Below are 18262 nucleotides of genomic sequence, written 5' to 3' on the forward strand. Positions count from 1 at the left end.
TGCGATGGAACATTATATTAGCCTGTTAATTCGCTCTGTTTTCATTGAAAACATGGCACTGGCCTTCTTCCTAGGTATGTGTACTTTCTTGGCTGTGTCTAAGAAAGTCACCACAGCCATGGGCCTAGGGATTGCGGTAGTTGTAGTGTTAACTATCTCTGTCCCAGCAAACCAAGTTATCTATCAAGGGCTGCTAGCTCCTGGTGCACTTGCTTGGGCTGGCGCACCTGAAGCTGATTTAAGCTTCTTGAAATTCATTACCTTTATCGGTGTGATTGCGGCTTTGGTTCAAATTCTGGAAATGGCACTGGACAAGTACTTTCCACCTTTGTACAACGCATTAGGTATTTTCTTACCTTTGATCACAGTGAACTGCGCGATTTTCGGTGCGGTATCATTCATGGTTGAGCGTGACTACAAGTTAGGCGAAAGTGTGGTGTTTGGTTTCGGCTCAGGAGTGGGTTGGGCATTAGCTATCGTATTGATGGCCGGTATCCGTGAGAAGCTGAAGTATGCCGACGTGCCTAACGGCCTACGTGGTTTAGGTATTACCTTTATCACCGCTGGTTTGATGGCCTTAGGTTTCATGTCGTTTTCTGGTGTGTCTCTGTAAGAGACACATAACGGCTTCTTGAATTGGACCTTCTAAGGATAAGTTAATGGATATTCTTGGTATTTTTAAATCTACTCCGCTCGAGGTTTACCTCGGTGTGAGTATGTTTACTGCTATCGTCCTCATCTTGGTATTAGTGATTTTATTCGCTAAGTCTAAGTTAGTGGCTAGCGGTGACATCACGATCGGCATTAATGACGATCCTGAAAAAGCAATTACAACCGGTGCTGGCGGTAAGTTGTTAGGCGTTTTGGCTAACAGCGGTATCTTCGTATCGAGTGCGTGTGGTGGCGGTGGCTCATGTGGCCAATGTCGCGTGGTGATTAAGTCTGGCGGCGGCGATATTCTGCCAACAGAACTTGACCACATTAGCAAAGGTGATGCCCGTAAAGGCTGTCGTCTTTCTTGTCAGGTTAACGTTAAGAACGATATGGAAATCGAGCTTGACGAAGAAATCTTCGGTATCAAGAAATGGGAATGTGAAGTTATCTCTAACGATAACAAAGCCACTTTCATTAAAGAACTGAAGCTGCAAATTCCTGATGGCGAATCTGTACCATTCCGTGCTGGCGGTTATATTCAAATCGAAGCACCTGCTCACCATGTTAAATATGCAGATTTCGACGTACCTGCACAATACCGTGGCGACTGGGAGCACTTCGGTTTCTTCAATCTTGAATCTAAGGTTGATGAAGAAACTATCCGTGCATACTCAATGGCTAACTACCCAGAAGAGTTCGGTATTATCATGCTGAACGTGCGTATTGCTACGCCTCCACCACGTAACCTGACTCTGCCTTGCGGTAAGATGTCATCTTATATTTGGAGCTTAAAAGCTGGCGATAAAGTGACAATTTCTGGCCCATTCGGTGAATTCTTCGCGAAAGATACCGATGCAGAAATGGTGTTTATTGGCGGTGGTGCTGGTATGGCGCCAATGCGTTCACATATCTTCGACCAACTGAAGCGTCTTCAGTCTAAACGTAAGATGAGCTTCTGGTACGGTGCACGTTCTAAGCGTGAAATGTTCTACGTAGAAGACTTCGACGGCCTCGCGGCTGAGAATGATAACTTCGTATGGCATGTGGCACTTTCAGATCCTCAACCAGAGGATAACTGGGATGGTTACACAGGTTTTATTCATAACGTATTGTATGAAAACTATCTGAAAAACCATGATGCACCAGAAGATTGTGAGTTCTACATGTGTGGACCTCCAATGATGAACGCTGCCGTAATTGGTATGTTGAAAAATCTTGGTGTCGAAGACGAAAACATCCTGTTGGATGACTTCGGCGGCTAATGTTCATTAGTCCTAGATAGAAAAGTTGCAGATGTTGAGGATAATCTCTCATCTGCAACTTTTGCATTTAAGGGCCCAAATAAGAGTAGTAGGTCACTATGTTTCAGACCTTAAAGATCAATACCTCAGTACTAAAGCATTCATTTAACTGGCTAGTCCTCGTAGGGCTGGCCTTTTTTGTTTCAGCCTGTTCTAAGCAGAACGAAGTCATTTCGTTAGCGGGCAGCACTATGGGAACGACTTACCATATTAAAGTCGTGCCGAATGAGCAGATGCCGACAGCGCAGTTACTTCAAGCGGAAATTGATTTAGCCCTTGAGCTAGTCAATGACCAGATGTCGACATATCGCCCTGATTCAGAGTTATCCCGTTTCAACCAGTTGCCATTGGAGCAAAGCGTTGAAGTCTCACCGGATACCATCAAAGTGGTGCAAGAGGGAGTACGTTTATATCAAGTGACGGATAAGGCACTTGATATTACCTTAGGTCCTTTAGTTAACCTGTGGGGATTTGGGCCAGATAAGCGTCCAACAAGGGTCCCGAGTCAGGCCGATATTGATGCGGCAAAAGCCAAAACCGGTATTAGTGAACTTTCCATTGAAGGTAACCGTCTAACTAAGCACAACGCCCATTTATACGTAGACCTATCGTCGATTGCCAAAGGGTTTGGGGTTGATAAAGTGGCTTCCATTCTTGATAAATACCACGCGACTGGGTATTTAGTTGAAATTGGTGGTGAGCTCAGCATTAAAGGTGCTAAAGGCGATGGTAGCTCTTGGCGCGTTGCCATAGAGCAACCAACCGATGACGGTTCTGAAGCCGTACAGCAGGTTATCTCACCAGGTACTATGGCGATGGCGACCTCGGGCGATTATCGTAATTATTATGAGGAAGACGGCCAACGTTTTTCCCATATAATTGATCCGCGTACCGGTTTGCCGATAAATCATAAGCTAGCATCCGTGACCGTATTGCATCAAAATTGTATGACGGCCGACGGTTTTGCAACGGCTATGATGGTTTTGGGCACAGAAGCATCATTGGAGCTTGCCAAGAAGGAACACTTGGCGATAATGCTTATCGAAAAGCAAGGCGACGGATTTAAGGTCTACTATAGCGACGCCTTCAAGCCTTTCCTTATTTAGTTTTTGGAGTAAACCATGACCTCTTTTATCGCGGCATTTGTGATTTTGTTATTATTCTTTTTGCTCATGTCGATTGGTTATCTCATCAAGCACAAAGCCGTTGAAGGAAGTTGTGGCGGTTTAGGTGTTCTAGGGATTGAGAAAGCGTGCGATTGTGATGACCCTTGTGACAAACGTAAACGTCGTATGGCCGCTGAAGAAGCGCGTCGTGAGAAGTTAACAAAAGACCGTATTATCTAACATTCTCTACATCGTCTGTTTCGACAATAGCCTCCCATCTGGAGGCTATTTTTTTGCCTGAAACATATCAGCCTAGATGATTCACTTAAATTTATCCTTGGGATATGAGGGAGATAGCGCGCTAATCTAAGCGGAAATGAGAATGGTTGTTATCATTAAGTAGGTGAAATATAAAGATAATTTGAGTTAGCTGCTGAATTGTACTAGGCTAGAAGCTTGATTTAGATCAATCTTTTCACGCTTACCAAGGATAGTAACTTATGAAAGGTCATCCTAAAGTGGTTGGGCAACTGAATCGGGTGCTTACCTGTGAGTTGACCGCCATCAATCAATATTTTCTCCATGCCCGCATGTTTAAGCACTGGGGCCTTGAGAAGCTAAATCACGTCGAATACAAAAAATCCATCCAAGATATGAAGCACGCCGATAAGCTCATCGAGCGCGTACTGTTTTTGGAAGGCCTGCCAAATCTGCAGCAACTCGAGAAACTTCGCATTGGTGAACATAGCCAAGAAATGCTTGACTGCGATCTGGCCATGGTGCAAGAGCAGCTTACATTGCTGCGTGATGCGATTAACCTATGTGAAGCCGAGCAAGACTATGTGAGCCGCGATCTGCTGGAAGACATTCTCGAAGACGAGGAAGAGCATTTAGATTGGCTCGAGTCGCAGCAAGAGCTCATTACGCTAACCGGTATTCAAAATTATCTACAATCGCAAATTAGCGACCAATAGGAGCGGGATATGAAAGGCGATAAAGACGTCATCGATGCGTTAAATCGACTCCTAACGGGAGAACTCTCGGCAATGGATCAATATTTTGTCCATGCCCACATGTACGAAGATTGGGGCTTGAATGAACTCTATGAGCGTATCGCCCATGAGTCCGATGATGAAAAAGCCCATGCGGCCAAATTAGTACAGCGTATTTTATTCCTCGAAGGGACGCCCAATGTTGCCGCCCGTGAGGCGTTGAACATAGGTAAAGATGTGGAAGAGATGCTGCGTAATGATCTCGCCTACGAGTACAAGGTCGCGGACGATTTGCGCCAAGTGATTGCCCTGTGTGAGCAGAAGCAAGATTACCAAACCCGCGAAATCCTCGAAGTGTTACTCGACGATACTGAGTCGGACCACATGTATTGGCTCGAAAAACAACTCGGACTTATCGACCGTGTCGGGCTGCAAAACTACCTGCAAACTAAGATGTAATCGCTAAATCAAGATCAGCGAGGCTAACTCGCTGATCTTATTTCTACCGCTTCCTATTTTTCGAATCCCTATATAGTCTATCTGACTGTAAAACTTTGCCTCTACAAACTCATCCTCTGCAATCCGCCTTAAATTTAGCGAATCCTGTTATACGTTCAATATCCTTTCTTTACAAATACTTATTTACGTTTTTCATGGTGATTTCATCTGTTGTTAACAGGTAAAAATTGTTACCGTGTAAAACTATTTTTGCGAGCCATATTGTTAAGTTGTTGGTCAGCCAGACGGGAAGATTGATGGGATATATGAAACGTTCTCTAAGTTTGCAGTTAGTGGTTACTATCGTTGGTGCGCTTGCTGTACTGCTTACCTTAGTCGCCGCTTTGTTGGTGACGAAAGAAAGTGATAACACGCGAAAGCAGGTCGATGCGGATATTTCGGCGTTAGTTGCCTTAAAAGCCAATGAGATTAGCGGTTACTTTATTGCTAAGGGCCAAGTGATCCATTCAGTGTTTGCCGAGCCGGGTTTAGTGAAGTGGTTTACTCAGTATCACGCCCGTGGCAGTCACCTCGCGGCTGATCGCCAGTACAAAGACATTATTGGTTACTTTAAGTCTTTCTCTGATAGAGATAGCGATGTTAAGTCGGTGTTTTTTGGCTCGGCCAATACCTTCGAGTACTTTGACCTCAATGGCCGTTTCGATGGCGATCCAGATTACTACACCAACAAACGACCTTGGTGGCAGGAAGCGATCGATCAAGCCGGGCTCTTTGTTGGCGATCCAGCGGTCGATGCGAACGATGGTTCAATTTCTGCCACGGTTAAAACCCCCGTTTATGCGGCGAATGGTGAGCTGATTGGCATTGGCGGCATGGATATCTTGATTGATACCATTGGTAAATCCCTGCTGGCACCGATTAAATACCGTGATTTTGGCCAAGCTTTCTTAATGACAGACGAAGGCAAGTTAGTGTATTTCCCTGGTTTTTCCGAGCGTTTCCCGCCGGGCTCCTTGGCGAATCAAGTGGATACTCAGTTTAAGGACACATCAGGATTTTCGGAATTACGACAACAGATGCAAAGGGAAGCGCAAGGGTTTGCTAATGTTACATTTAATGGCGTTCCCCAGCGGGTGAGCTTTGTGACTGTGGGCGGCGATTATCCCAAACAAAAGTGGCACTTAGCCTTTATGTTGCCTCACGAAGTGATTGAAGCACCAGTGACCGCTGCGTTCTGGAGTGCCAGTATGGTTGCCATAGGCATCATGCTGCTAATGGGCGTGACGGTATGGTTGATGTTGCTGCCCTTTAGACGTCAGTTAGCTAAGTTATTGGATGCGATGGAAGATATCGCCGAAGGTGACAGTGATTTATCAAAACGTATTCTGATGGATCGGGAAGATGAGTTAGGCAAACTTGGCGATGCCTTTAACCGCTTTGCCGAGAAAGTGCAGCACATGTTGTTGGATACGCGCAGCTTAACCCAAGAGGTTGGCACGGGCGTTATTGATGCGCGGCAGATCTGCGACTTAGCCGTGTCGTCGGTCTCATCGCAGAAGCAGCAGATAGATACGGTTGCTACCGCCGCAACGCAAATGGCGCAAACCAGTCAAGAAATGGCTGTCAGTGCCCAGCGCGCCAATGATTTTGCCCAGAAGGCGCAAACTCAAGCCCACGATGGTACACAGATTGTTTCCCGTGCGACCGAAGGGATGAAAGCGCTGTCGCAACAAGTGATTGCGGCGGCGAAAGTGATTAAACACTTACGCAATAGCTCAGAGCAAATCGGTGAAGTCTTGAGCGTGATCCGTAACATTGCCGAACAAACCAATCTATTGGCATTGAATGCGGCGATTGAAGCGGCGCGTGCGGGTGAGCAAGGCCGTGGCTTTGCTGTGGTGGCAGACGAAGTGCGCACGTTGGCATCGCGTACCCAAGATTCTACCGCTAACATTCAAGGCATTATCCAAACCTTGCAACAAAGCGCATTGCAGGCTGAGCAAGTGATGGAATCGGGCGTTGAGCAAGCGAAAGCGGGGCAAGAGCTAACGACTCAGGTCGAAGCGGCACTGAATGATATTGCGACGGCGATTATGTCAATCCAACAGCAAACGGTTGAAATAACCGTAGCAATCGATCAGCAAGCCTTGGCGGCCGAGGAAGTGGCGCTCAATGTCGATAATGTGCGGGGGTTGTCGGATCAGTCTTTGCTTTCGAGTCAGGACTTGTCGCAAAGCTTGCAAGGCTTTGAAGATATGACCCGCGCACTTACTCGCAATATCGGCCAATTTAAGATTTAAGCCTGAGTTGGTCAGTGAACTATTTGCTCACTGACCATCAGCTCAATCACGGCATCACTCATAGTGCACTCACAAAAGGAGCTTAGGCTCCTTTTAATTTTAGGTTTCCCGCCCGATCCCCGCTAAATTGATGACGAGCACTTGATTACTGTTTTTATATACAGTATTTTGGCGTTGGAGGAATTCAACGTGCGAAAAATTATTCACATCGATATGGACTGCTATTTTGCGGCAGTGGAAATGCGCGACTTTCCCGAATACCGTGGCAAGCCTTTAGCTGTGGGCGGCAGCAGCGATCGTCGTGGTGTTATTAGCACTTGCAGTTACGAGGCACGTAAATTCGGTGTGCGTTCGGCGATGGCGACCGCTTATGCCTTTAAGTTGTGTCCCGATCTCATTTTGGTTCCTGGGCGGATGCAGGTTTATAAAGATGTGTCGCTGCAAATTCGTGAAATTTTCTCCCGCTATACCCAATTGATTGAGCCGCTTTCTTTAGATGAAGCCTATTTAGACGTGAGTGAGTGCCAACAATATAAGGGCTCGGCGACCTTGATTGCGCAGGCCATTCGCCGCGATATCTTAGCCGAAACTGGGTTAACCGCTTCGGCAGGCATAGCCCCTGTGAAGTTTTTGGCTAAAGTTGCCTCGGATTTGAATAAGCCAAACGGCCAATATGTGATTACTCCTGAAACACTTCCTGAGTTTGTTAAAACCTTATCGCTGCGTAAAATTCCCGGTGTCGGCAAAGTCACCGCCGAAAAGCTCTCCTCGCTTGGGCTCAATACCTGTGGTGATGTGCAAGCCTATTCTAAACCTGAGTTATTGGCGCGATTCGGCAAGTTTGGTGGCGTCTTGATTGAGCGTTCCCAAGGCATCGATGAGCGGGGCATTTCCGCCGACAGGGAGCGTAAATCAGTGGGTGTTGAAACCACGCTGGCGAAGGATATTTATAGCCTAGAGCAGTGCCAACAAGTGATGCCGGGATTGATCCAAGAATTAGCCCTACGTTTGAGCCGCAGCGCTAAGGAACGCAAAATTCACAAGCAAGTGGTCAAGCTCAAGTTTAATGATTTCAAGCAAACCACCATTGAGCATCGTAGTGATGAAGTCTCGATTGTGATGTTTTATGATCTACTCGCACAGGCGATGGCAAGGCAAGAGGGGCGCGGCATTCGTCTATTGGGTATTTCGGTCGGCCTCGCCGATTCTATCCTCGCAGTGCCCGAAATCCCAAATGCCCAGACTCAGCTTGATTTAGCGCTCTAGCTGTTTACTGAGTCGATAAGCCGCAGACTCATGCCTGAATGGCTCAATAAGCCTCGGGTGGATTCGCCAACATAAAATCAATTAACAGTCTGACCCGTAAGGGCAGGTTGTCTCTATCGCGATACATCAAGTAGGCGGTGCGCGGAATACCTTGCCATTCTGGCAGTATTTGAACGAGCTTGCCGCTTTGTATCTGTTCACTCGCCATGCTGATGGGTAATAGTCCAATACCGAGTCCCGCCACTACAGCCTGACTGGCGATCGCCATATCATCGACGGCTAGTTTGATGTTCCCCCTCGGCTCAAACTCGAAATCTTGCCTTGTGATATTGTGCTGTAAGCGCCATGTTTTTACGGGCTTTGCTATGATAACTGGATGCTGTTCGAGTGCTTCTATGGCTTGCAGTGCATGCCACTGGGTTGCCGATGTGCTGGCGCAAAGCACAAAACTAATCGTGGTGAGCGGCCTTGCAATCCAATCGGGATCTTTAGGTTCACCCACTCGAAAGGCGATATCGATGGCGTTTTCACTGACATCGATATTCATGTTCGACAGGCTTAAATCGATGTCGATATTGGGATAGTGCCGTTGGAAGGCGTTGAGTGATTCACCTAACCAGCGATAGGTTGTATTGATGGGCGCCGAGATCCGCAGTTTGCCAACTGCTTGATGTTTATCCGCATGCAACTCACCAGATACCTGGTTTAACTCGATAAACAGCGGGCCGCAGCGTTCGAGATAACGCTGACCTGTGGCGGTAAGGTTGACTCTATGGGCGTCTCTGTGCAGTAAACGCAGGCCTAATGATTGTTCTAACAGATTGATTCGACGGCTTAAGGTCGAAGGTGGAATGCCTAAGTGCTGCGCCGCGAGCTTAAAACTCCCTTGCTGTGCCACCACCCAAAATAGGCGCATATCGTCTAAGGAATAATTAAGTTTCATATTTGGAATTTAAGCTCTAAATCTTGTAGGTTTTAATAATATATGAAACTTATAAACTAAGCTCAATCCCAATTACCTCCCTAGAGTCCGATATGAAATCCCATACACCTTACATGACATTCGTTTGTCTACTGATTTGCGTTTTTAGCTGGGGCAGCGTGTTTCCCATTGCTAAGCGAGTGCTGGAGGAGATGTCAGGGGAATCCCTCGTATTCTGGCGTTTTACCATTGCGGCGGTGACTCTGGCGTTATATATCGTTTTTACTCGTCAGGCTTGGCCCAAATTGAGTTTGGCGCAATACATTGTCATAGCGCTAGTAGGCGTGATTGGTGTTGGCGGCTTAAATCTGGCGTTATTTAATGGGCTGCAGTACACCTCTGCCGCCAATGGCGCTTTGATTATGGCGCTCAGCCCGCTGGTGACTTCAATCGTCAACGCGCTATTACAGCATGAATGGCTCAGCAGACAACAAGTGTTTAGCTTAGTGGGCGGTTTGGCGGGCGTATTGCTAGTGATCACTAACGGCAGTGTGCAGCAGTTGCTCAATTTCAGTTTTAACCAAGGTGATGTGATGATTGCCGCCGGCATGTTGGCGTGGAGTGGTTATACCATTTGTTCGCAACGGGTCGGCCATTGGTTGCCTGTGTTGCCATTTACCTTGCTGAGTATGATAGCTGCCAGTGTGTCTATGTCCGTAGTAGGGCTAAGCCGTGGTGAGTTTCACCCTTGGCAGGAGTTGATGGGGCTGTCGACGACGGCTTTGTCTAGCGTGCTCTACATCGGTTTGTTCGCCACTGTGCTCGGTTATCTGTTTTGGATTAACGGCGTTAAAGCGCTTGGCCCCGCTAAGGCATCGGTCTTTTTTAATCTCGTGCCCGTTTTTGCAGCATTAACGGCGTTAGCCATGGGGCAGGCGGTAACGGAAATTCAATTGGTGGGTATGCTCATAGTGATCCTCGCGCTGATGTTACCTATGTTGGCCAATCTACGCGCGACAAGAGGCTTAGTGGTTAAGCGCTGCTAATCGATGCTAGCTTTGCTGTTTAAATATAAGGGAGCACCTGAATTCAGATAATCACTGCGACAGGTTTATGCTCCCTTATTCGGTAGAGGGTACTTATTAAAACGTCACATATTTGCAAGCACACACTTTCAACAACTTACAGTTTAAAACGACTGACCAGCGCCGTGAGGTTACCCGCCATTGACGAGAGTTGTACGCTTGCGGCGTAGATTTCATCAGTGTTGCGTAAACTGTCCTCCGACTGTTCGGCAATGTGTTGAATATTTTGATGACTCTCATTGGCCATAGTGGTTTGCGCTTTGGCAGCGAGGGCGATTTGATTATTCATTTCGCTTATCTGACTCACCATTTCTGCAATATGTGCGAGGGCTTCACCGGCATTACTGGCGGCTTCGACGCTAGAAATCGCTTTTTCATTACCGATATTAATTGCCGCCACAGCGCTTTGGGTGCCATTTTGTACATTGGCGATCATCAATTTAATTTCTTCGGTGGATTGGTGAGTCTTTGAGGCGAGAGATCGCACTTCATCGGCAACCACAGCAAAGCCGCGTCCTTGCTCGCCCGCTCGCGCCGCTTCAATTGCTGCGTTAAGGGCTAATAGATTGGTCTGTTCGGCAATAGATTGGATCACCTCAAGCACGCGGCCGATATGTTGGCCTTCTTGTTCGAGTTTGTTGATTTGCATTTCTGCCGAGCCTACATCCCCCGCAAGTTCTCGAATTACATTGATGGTTTTTTTCACTCTTTCTTGGCCATCGGCGGTAAAGATATCGGCTTGTTTCGCGGCATCGGCGGCATGACTGGCACTGACTGACACTTCTTGCACTGAGGCAGCAATGTGATCACTGGCATCGGCGATTCTGTGGGTGGCTGCCTGTTGATCCATCAAGGTATGTTTTGCCGTGGCACTGGTTTTGGCTAGCCCTTCGGCGGCGACATTAAGCTCCGAAGTAGATTGTTTAAACTGCGAGATAATGCCATGTAAGTTATCGAGAAAATGATTAAAGGCATTGGCAAGGTCGCCCAGTTCGTCCTTAGAGGTTAGCTGGACTCGCTCGGTCAAATCACCATCACCATCGGTAATATCGTGGATTTTCGCCAGCAAAACTGCGAGCGGCTTACTGATGAGTTTAGGCAAGGTAACGATGAACAGAATGCAGATCAGGATACTAATCGTTAAAGCAATTAACTGCATCTGCTGCCCACGATAGGCGTCATCATCCACTTGGGTGACAGCTGCTGCCGTGTTGCTGTTTAAGTCATCGATCAGCTGATTAATATTTTGATGCAGCTGCTCGAATTGCGTCGCTGCTTGGCCAAAGCTCAGATCAATGGCTGTCGTGCGACCGTTACGGCCATTTTGGGTGCGCTGATTGCTGATTTCAGAGGTGGTGGTTCGCCACACCTCGAAACTGCGATTTAATTCATTCAGTTTCTCTTTTGCGAGGGGACTAGTAGTCACATCAGCAAACTGATTAAGGTGTTCTTTGACCAGAGATATACTATTTGTGTGCTGTTTTAGAAGGCTATTATAGGAGTCCGTGCCCACGTTAACGAACATCAGACTACGTTCGGCGACTTGCGCTTGGTAAAGCTCTTTATCAGCTTGCAGCAGTTCTGATTGGCTCGGTAAGTATTCGAGTGCGAGCGTATTTGCGCTGTTATTTAATGCTTTAAGCCCTAAGATGCCAGTTGAAGAGGCGAAGATGACTACGCCAGCGAGTAGCAGACTCGGGTAAGTCAGTTTCTGGTTAACGGAAAGATCTTTATACCATTCCATAGTCACGCCCTCCTTGATTGATGCACTGAAAGGTGAGGGCCGCGATAACCACTAAATAAAAGTGGATGCGGCCTATCACTGGCGTTCTCTGGCTATTAGAGTCCGAATTGATCTAGGTTGATCCCTATGGTGATAGCACCAATTGCGGCATCGCCATCCATGACGGGTATCGAAATTTGTACCAGATATGCTTGGGAGCTAGTGTCAAATTTGACCGGACCTATGTGCTTATCGCCTTTGCCATTGGCGAAGGATTTTTGCCATTTATCTTCGTCACCCTGCCAGTAGTCTGAGGTTTTACTGGTCATGGCGACGTTCGCACCTTGATTATCCATGAGGAAAATTTCTTGGTAGTAAGGTTGGCTGGCTTCGAAGGTGGTGAGAAACTTGGCCGCTTCGTTGTTCATCAAGGACGACATAAAGTCATCAATCCCTGCGGTGGCGATCCATTTTTCATCTAATGTTTTGATCGAATCTAAACTTTTGCCTTGAGCATTTTGCGCTTTAACGGCATTCACCAGCACCACTTCTTTACCTAATGGCATCAGTGAATCGGCTAGATCGATAACGGCTTGGGGGACTTCTTCGGCGAAACTGAGGTTACTGCTGAGCAGTAGTGCGGCGGCTGACAAGATTTTACCAAATTTCATGATCTCTATTCCTTAAGGTCACTGTATTGAAGGGGAAAGCGGCTATCTCTAAAAGCGCGACAAGCAAAAATACGTTCGGGTTAGACAGAACAACTATAGTAGAAAATTCAAGTTATTCAGTTCTTTCATAAAAATTTTATCAATGGCATTTCTACACACAAATAGAAGGCGCGATAAAAAATAAGGCCACATCTGACTTGAGCAGATGTGGCCTTGAATTAAGTGCCAATTGAGTGAGCTAGGCTAACTTGGGCGTTACGCCTTAACTGGAATACGCTCGAGTACGGCTAATAATAAGGTCCAGTATTGGCCGACTGTGGTGATGTTCACCATCTCATCTGGTCCGTGTGGATAACGAATCGTAGGACCAATCGAGACCATATCCATTTCTGGATAAGGTTTCTTGAATAGACCACACTCAAGACCCGCATGGATCACCATGATCACTGGCTCTTTTTGGTAAATGTCTTGATAGGTTTCGCGTACTATCGCCATCACAGGTGAACTGTTATCTGGTTTCCAACCTGGGTAAGCGCCGCTTAAATCGATATCGGCTCCGACTAAGTTAGTTAACGCAGTTAACATGCCTTCGACTTGAGTACGGCCAGAATCAATCAGTGAGCGAATAAGACACAGGATAGTGACTTGTTCATCGTCAGTGCTGATAACGCCAACGTTGAGTGAGGTTTCAGTCACACCTTCGACTTCATCACTCATGCGGATCACGCCATTCGGGCACACATGCAGCAAATCGATCAGGGTATTTTGGCTGTTTTCGCTCATCACACGTTTTGGCGTTGGGATAGTGTTTAACACTAAACGCATATCAGGATCGGCAATGGCGAGTTCAGTGCGGATAAGCGCTTCAAACTCAGCGACTTTTTCGTTTAAGGCACCGACGTTTTCTTCAGGCAACATAAAGCTGATGTTGGCTTCACGTGGGATCGCATTACGCAATGAACCGCCGCTAAATTGTGTCAGCTCTAACGCTAAATCATCTGCATTTTCAAATAGGAAACGCGCCAATAACTTGTTGGCATTGCCGCGACCTAAGTGAATGTTCACTCCAGAGTGACCGCCTTTTAAGCCAGATAAATGCAGGCTAAAAGCTGAGTAACTTTGCTCAGACGCTTGCCACACCATAGGCAGGGTGATTTGAGCATCGACGCCACCGGCGCAGCCCATGTAAATTTCACCTTCTTGCTCAGAATCAGTGTTGATCAGGATCTCTGCATCTAACATGCCCGCCTGTAAACCGAAGGCGCCGGTCATGCCCGCCTCTTCATCGATGGTCAGCAGTACTTCTAATGGACCGTGCTTGATGTCATCAGAGCCCAAAATGGCCAGCGCCGATGCCATGCCGATACCGTTATCTGAACCTAAGGTCGTACCTTTGGCTTTAACCCAATCACCATCGACATAAGCTTCGATAGGATCTTGGGTGAAGTCGTGTACTTTGTCGGCATTCTTCTGCGGCACCATATCGATATGGGCTTGAATGACCACCATTTTACGATCTTCCATTCCAGGCGTAGCCGGTTTGCGGATGATCAAGTTGCCAACGGCATCTTCAACGACGGCAAGTTGTTTGCTTTTTGCCCACGCTTGAATGTGCTGGCTTAAGGCTTGCTCATGCTTAGATGGGTGGGGAATAGCGCAGATTTGTTCAAACCATTGCCATAATGGCTGTGGGTATAACTGACTTAAAGCTGTCACAGAAGTGTCCCTCATAAGGTCTTGTAGGTATAGGGCAAATTTGCGGCCATTCTACCACATTCTGCGCAGCCAATTAATCTCAGCATCACAGGCTTTTGTTACGCTGGCAGCCAAAGTTTCCAGTTGGGATTTTTCAGAGTGTCTCGATACCACTTTTAGATTGGTAATTAGGCGATAGAGCGGGAATAATGCAGACACAATAATGAAAAAGGATGGGTCATGTTTCAAGTTAACTTCGTTGATGTAAAAGCAGAAAATGCCATTTTTGATGGTGAAGGCTGGGATGCGGTTGTGGTGGTAACGCCAGATCTGGATACCATAGGTTTTGATGAGATCAGTTTATTGGCTCAGCACGGTGCCCACGTGGATAAGCGCGTAGGTAAGAGCCCGACATTACTGTTTGCCCCGGGTCTTGCGGGAGGTCGCTTGATCATTGCGCCTGTCACCCAAGTGAACGACGAGTATGTAGATGTGCGTGTATATGCTGATGCCGCAAGGGCGGCGATTGCCATTGCAAAAGAGGCGGGCGCCAAACGTCCGTTGTTATATGTGGTGCCATCGAAGGATTTGCGTTTTAGTTTTGCCTCTGAAGTCGCGGCGTTAGCCTGCGGTCAAGAACTGTGGCAAACCTTAGAGCTGCGTGAAGCGACGGGCTTAACGCCTACATTTGAGGCCATAGGGTTATTATCTTCATCAACCCATAACAGCAATTTACTCAATGCGTTAGAAGCGGGCCGCGTATTAGCGCGGGATTTATGTGGTACAGAACCTGAGCGCATGTCGGCTAAAGCCTTTGCTGATTATTGTCTGCAATCCTTAGCGGGCAGCGTGATCAAAACCGCAGTGGTAGAAGACAGAGATATTTTAGAACGTGATTATCCGCTGCTCAGTGCAGTGGCGCGATCCTCTTTTGCCGTCGGTCGTCATCAACCTCGGGTGGTGAAATTAGAATATCTGCCAGAGGGTGAAGTGACTCGCACTTTCCTGTTCGCGGGTAAGGGCGTGATTTACGATACCGGCGGCGCCGATCTGAAAGTCGGCGGTTCTATGGCGGGCATGAGCCGTGATAAAGGCGGCGCTTCAGCTGTGGCGGGGCTATTCAAAACCCTGTCAATGCTCAAGCCTAAGGGCATTCGAGTGATTGCCGAGTTAGGTTTAGTGCGTAATAGCATAGGCAGCGAAGCCTTCGTGACCGATGAAATCATCACCAGTCATGCGGGTGTACGAGTGCGGATTGGTAATACGGATGCCGAAGGGCGCTTAGTGCTGGCGGATTTATTGAGTCATTTACGCATCAAAGCCGTGTCGGCGGTGAAGCCTGAAATGTTTTCGGTAGCAACACTCACGGGTCACGTAGTGCGTTGTTATGGCAGTTATCCTGCGGCGGTGGAAAACTCAGTGGCGAGTTCGCAGCAATGCGCTGTCACTTTACAACAGCAGGCGACTCAATGGGGCGAACCCTTTGAAGTGTCTACATTGCGACCTGAAGACTTCGCGAAGATCCGCGATGTGTCGGGCGCTGCTGAAATGTTATCTTCAAATAATGCCCCATCATCGATTACCGCGCGCGGACATCAATATCCTGCGGCATTTTTACTGAAAGCGTCGGGGCTATTTGACCATGGTGTAACCGCCCCGATTCCCTTAGCTTATATGCACTTAGATATCGCAGGCAGTGCGACAGAAGGCGATCCGCTCTACGGCAAACCTACGGCCAGTCCGCTGGTGGGCTTGTATCAATATCTGATCAATCGCTAACGGGTAGGGCGTGTTGACGTTTCAGGGTTATTTTTGCAGCGAGTTGGCTGGCTTTTATGCAAGGTAAAGCCCGTGCGGTGTAGTTATTCTACATAAACGGGCGATAACGTAGCAGAAATGCCAGCCAAACGCTGCCCGAAGGGTTCGTCTGGCAAGCTCTTGCTCTTTGTCACTCGTCATTTGAGTAGAATAACTACACGTCACTCCTCGTTTCGCGATCACGAGCTTGCCAGAGCGAACAAAATTTAATCTCGAAACGTCAACACGCCCTAGTAACAAAAAGAAATAATTCTGTAATATCTTACTTATTAGATGCTTACAGGGTTATTTCTGTTTTTATGTGAAGCAGATCGCCATTAACCCTACTATAATTGTGTAATTTAATTACATTAAAAAGCCTTAATTAAAAAAATTACAAATAAAGGTTGTAATAAAACTACAGAACCATATAATTGCTTTCGTGGATTAGGCGCTATGCCTTTCCTCTCTAGTCTATCCAGGATGGATATTTTTCTCCAAGGACCTGAGTGACAAGTCGTCTCAACGGATATGAGAATCTCTAGTTCCAGGGAACCGAGCCAAGCTTCACTAGAGTACTTAATCACAACTAATTTAGGAGTATTGACTATGACTTATACAGGCAACAACCATTTTTATTGGCAGAACACTTGGTTTAACACTGATGTTTTGCGTGGCGGTTTATTCGCCATGAGCTTTAAGGCTTAACCCTCCTTAAAGTTTAGTTTCCATCATCCATCAACCTTTGTATCGCCTTTTTTGGCGTGTTTAGACTCAAGTAGCATATCGATGTTTTTGCATGGATATGCCAGGTTTTTCCCGCTAGCGCGGTAATGTACTTCCCCGAAAGGGACGCTTGAAATATGTCTTTGCCTGCTCATTGAGCAGGCTTTTTTTTGCCTTTTTTTTATCTAAACCTTACCTAAGTGATCAACTGAGTTAATAACATTTTGACTCACACCTTACTGATATATCGCCGTCGATTTGTATTTATCAAAAGCTAAACAGAATACGAGATGCTGAACCAATGGTATTGATTTGGCGGTTTTATTGATTCAACTACTGATGAGTGGGAGTGGATGCCGTGGGTGTACAAATCTGAGTTTAACGCCGAACACGATGAGTTAGATTCTAAGCCTGTCAAAATTAGGTGTCATTGGAGGTACAAGCTGAAACGATATCAAGTGATGACTGCCTTAGCTGTATACTTAGCTATATAAAAACTGCTACCCCATAAAAGCAAATGTCTATAGCATGAAAATACCATTTCTATTATTCGAGAGATAGGAATGGGTAGCGGTCATTGGTGCAAAATAAGTCAATCCACGACTTATGCCTTGCAGACAACCAGCGCATAAATACTAAGACGATAGGTATCAAAATGACAATGACGCTCCTTACATCATTATTGGCTATACCCTTTTGCTACTTAGCGCTTGCATCATTATTGGTATGTATACCCGTTAGAAAACAGCCAGTCGTCGATAGTCTGGATTTTGATGTTTTAAATGGTAAAGCAGATAACCTTCAACTAAGCGAGCAAACGTATGTTTCGCGTAGCGGAAGTGAGTTGTTTTACAGATTTATCGCCGGCAAGACGAATACTATTCTGGTTCTATTACATGGTTCTGGAGCGGAAGGTCGGTATTTGCTACACCCCGCTCAAAAATTATCCATTGCAACTGAGATAAGTGTGGTTATTCCAGATCTGCGTGGCCATGGTCGATCATCACAAAAGACATTGGGAGATATCGATTATATAGGACAGTATGAGGATGACTTGGAGGATCTTAGGCTGCATCTTAGTCAACAATACCCTAATTCATCTATCATTCTCGGAGGACACTCATCCGGTGGCGGTTTAGCGATAAAATATGCAGGAGGAGATCATGTCGCATTTGATGGATATCTGCTCCTCGCTCCTTATCTTGGCTATCTGGCACCAACTGTAAGGCCAAATTCGGGAGGATGGGTTCAGGTATCGACTAGACGTTATATAGGATTGACGATGTTAAATAATGTTGGAATTAAGCTGTTTAACTCTCTACCTGTGCTATTTTTTAACCGCCCAAAAGAATGGAGCGACCCATTACAGGCTGAAAGCTACTCTTATAGGTTAAATGAATCTTTTTCACCTCAAGCGTACGAAAAGAATCTGCAAAAAAATAATAAACCTGTATTAGGGGCTGTTGATCTTTCGAGAGTGATTTTTAGACAGCATGGCAAGACGTTATAATTTGCTTCGCCAAAAGTAACCATAACCTCAAGCCATGCCAAGACTTATGCTAACC

The 18262-nt window shown here is 46.6% G+C and carries 15 protein-coding genes; 11 read left to right on the forward strand and 4 right to left on the reverse strand.

What is annotated here, in order from left to right:
• Positions 1-4 precede the first annotated feature (4 nt).
• From nqrE to dinB, 8 genes are all read left to right on the forward strand, one after another.
• Entirely contained in the window at positions 5-613 is a 609-nt protein-coding gene (nqrE, locus tag KV201_RS13205) for an NADH:ubiquinone reductase (Na(+)-transporting) subunit E (RefSeq protein WP_006080469.1), read from the forward strand.
• Between the two features lie 46 nt (positions 614-659).
• Positions 660-1916, forward strand: coding sequence for an NADH:ubiquinone reductase (Na(+)-transporting) subunit F (nqrF, locus tag KV201_RS13210; protein ID WP_006080471.1), 1257 nt, complete (start codon positions 660-662; stop codon positions 1914-1916).
• A 98-nt stretch (positions 1917-2014) separates the two neighbouring features.
• Positions 2015-3061, forward strand: coding sequence for an FAD:protein FMN transferase (locus KV201_RS13215; protein WP_226059590.1), 1047 nt, complete (start codon positions 2015-2017; stop codon positions 3059-3061).
• A 15-nt stretch (positions 3062-3076) separates the two neighbouring features.
• On the forward strand, positions 3077-3301 hold the full coding sequence (nqrM, locus tag KV201_RS13220; RefSeq protein ID WP_226059591.1) for a (Na+)-NQR maturation NqrM: 225 nt from the start codon (positions 3077-3079) through the stop codon (positions 3299-3301).
• A 260-nt stretch (positions 3302-3561) separates the two neighbouring features.
• Positions 3562-4035 (forward strand): bacterioferritin, encoded by a 474-nt coding sequence (gene bfr, locus KV201_RS13225; RefSeq protein WP_106651431.1) that lies wholly within the window; start codon positions 3562-3564, stop codon positions 4033-4035.
• Between the two features lie 9 nt (positions 4036-4044).
• Positions 4045-4512, forward strand: a complete 468-nt coding sequence (bfr, locus tag KV201_RS13230; protein ID WP_006080476.1) for a bacterioferritin — start codon at positions 4045-4047, stop codon at positions 4510-4512.
• Positions 4513-4808: 296 nt separating this feature from the next.
• The gene (locus KV201_RS13235; protein WP_226059592.1) at positions 4809-6812 is read left to right on the forward strand and encodes a methyl-accepting chemotaxis protein; all 2004 of its coding nucleotides are present in this window, start codon (positions 4809-4811) and stop codon (positions 6810-6812) included.
• 189 nt (positions 6813-7001) lie between these two features.
• The gene (dinB, locus tag KV201_RS13240) at positions 7002-8078 is read left to right on the forward strand and encodes a DNA polymerase IV (RefSeq protein WP_012090032.1); all 1077 of its coding nucleotides are present in this window, start codon (positions 7002-7004) and stop codon (positions 8076-8078) included.
• A 43-nt stretch (positions 8079-8121) separates the two neighbouring features.
• Here dinB and KV201_RS13245 read toward each other — a convergent pair whose 3' ends face one another.
• Complete coding sequence (locus KV201_RS13245; RefSeq protein WP_226059593.1) at positions 8122-9021, reverse strand: LysR family transcriptional regulator; 900 nt, start codon at positions 9019-9021, stop codon at positions 8122-8124.
• 92 nt (positions 9022-9113) lie between these two features.
• Here KV201_RS13245 and KV201_RS13250 point away from each other — a divergent pair, with 92 nt between their 5' ends.
• A complete protein-coding gene (locus KV201_RS13250; protein WP_226059594.1) occupies positions 9114-10046 on the forward strand; it encodes a DMT family transporter in 933 nt (310 codons plus the stop codon).
• A 136-nt stretch (positions 10047-10182) separates the two neighbouring features.
• On the opposite strand, the gene KV201_RS13255 is transcribed toward KV201_RS13250, so the two are convergent.
• From KV201_RS13255 to KV201_RS13265, 3 genes are all read right to left on the reverse strand, one after another.
• Entirely contained in the window at positions 10183-11829 is a 1647-nt protein-coding gene (locus KV201_RS13255) for a methyl-accepting chemotaxis protein (RefSeq protein ID WP_041408530.1), read from the reverse strand.
• A 95-nt stretch (positions 11830-11924) separates the two neighbouring features.
• Entirely contained in the window at positions 11925-12479 is a 555-nt protein-coding gene (locus KV201_RS13260) for a cache domain-containing protein (RefSeq protein WP_006080485.1), read from the reverse strand.
• A 255-nt stretch (positions 12480-12734) separates the two neighbouring features.
• Positions 12735-14195, reverse strand: a complete 1461-nt coding sequence (locus KV201_RS13265) for an aminoacyl-histidine dipeptidase (RefSeq protein WP_226059595.1) — start codon at positions 14193-14195, stop codon at positions 12735-12737.
• 219 nt (positions 14196-14414) lie between these two features.
• Between KV201_RS13265 and KV201_RS13270 the strand changes: the two genes are divergently transcribed.
• Together KV201_RS13270 and KV201_RS13275 are read left to right on the forward strand one after the other, a co-directional pair.
• Positions 14415-15953 carry a leucyl aminopeptidase family protein gene (locus KV201_RS13270; protein WP_226059596.1) on the forward strand — a complete coding sequence of 513 codons (1539 nt, stop codon included), beginning with the start codon at positions 14415-14417 and terminating at the stop codon, positions 15951-15953.
• Positions 15954-17352: 1399 nt separating this feature from the next.
• Complete coding sequence (locus KV201_RS13275; protein ID WP_226059597.1) at positions 17353-18207, forward strand: alpha/beta hydrolase; 855 nt, start codon at positions 17353-17355, stop codon at positions 18205-18207.
• Positions 18208-18262 lie beyond the last annotated feature (55 nt).

The organism is Shewanella sp. SR1 (genome assembly GCF_020447145.1).
Lineage (GTDB): Bacteria > Pseudomonadota > Gammaproteobacteria > Enterobacterales > Shewanellaceae > Shewanella > Shewanella baltica.

Bases quoted from the DNA above. Each gene is read 5' to 3' on its own strand.
- KV201_RS13250 (WP_226059594.1), top strand. From the start codon at position 9,114: ATGAAATCCCATACACCTTACATGACATTCGTTTGTCTACTGATTTGC.
- KV201_RS13270 (WP_226059596.1), top strand. From the start codon at position 14,415: ATGTTTCAAGTTAACTTCGTTGATGTAAAAGCAGAAAATGCCATTTTT.
- KV201_RS13255 (WP_041408530.1), bottom strand. From the start codon at position 11,829: ATGGAATGGTATAAAGATCTTTCCGTTAACCAGAAACTGACTTACCCG.
- bfr (WP_006080476.1), top strand. From the start codon at position 4,045: ATGAAAGGCGATAAAGACGTCATCGATGCGTTAAATCGACTCCTAACG.
- KV201_RS13215 (WP_226059590.1), top strand. From the start codon at position 2,015: ATGTTTCAGACCTTAAAGATCAATACCTCAGTACTAAAGCATTCATTT.
- bfr (WP_106651431.1), top strand. From the start codon at position 3,562: ATGAAAGGTCATCCTAAAGTGGTTGGGCAACTGAATCGGGTGCTTACC.
- nqrE (WP_006080469.1), top strand. From the start codon at position 5: ATGGAACATTATATTAGCCTGTTAATTCGCTCTGTTTTCATTGAAAAC.
- KV201_RS13275 (WP_226059597.1), top strand. From the start codon at position 17,353: ATGACAATGACGCTCCTTACATCATTATTGGCTATACCCTTTTGCTAC.
- nqrM (WP_226059591.1), top strand. From the start codon at position 3,077: ATGACCTCTTTTATCGCGGCATTTGTGATTTTGTTATTATTCTTTTTG.
- KV201_RS13245 (WP_226059593.1), bottom strand. From the start codon at position 9,021: ATGAAACTTAATTATTCCTTAGACGATATGCGCCTATTTTGGGTGGTG.
- nqrF (WP_006080471.1), top strand. From the start codon at position 660: ATGGATATTCTTGGTATTTTTAAATCTACTCCGCTCGAGGTTTACCTC.
- KV201_RS13260 (WP_006080485.1), bottom strand. From the start codon at position 12,479: ATGAAATTTGGTAAAATCTTGTCAGCCGCCGCACTACTGCTCAGCAGT.
- KV201_RS13235 (WP_226059592.1), top strand. From the start codon at position 4,809: ATGGGATATATGAAACGTTCTCTAAGTTTGCAGTTAGTGGTTACTATC.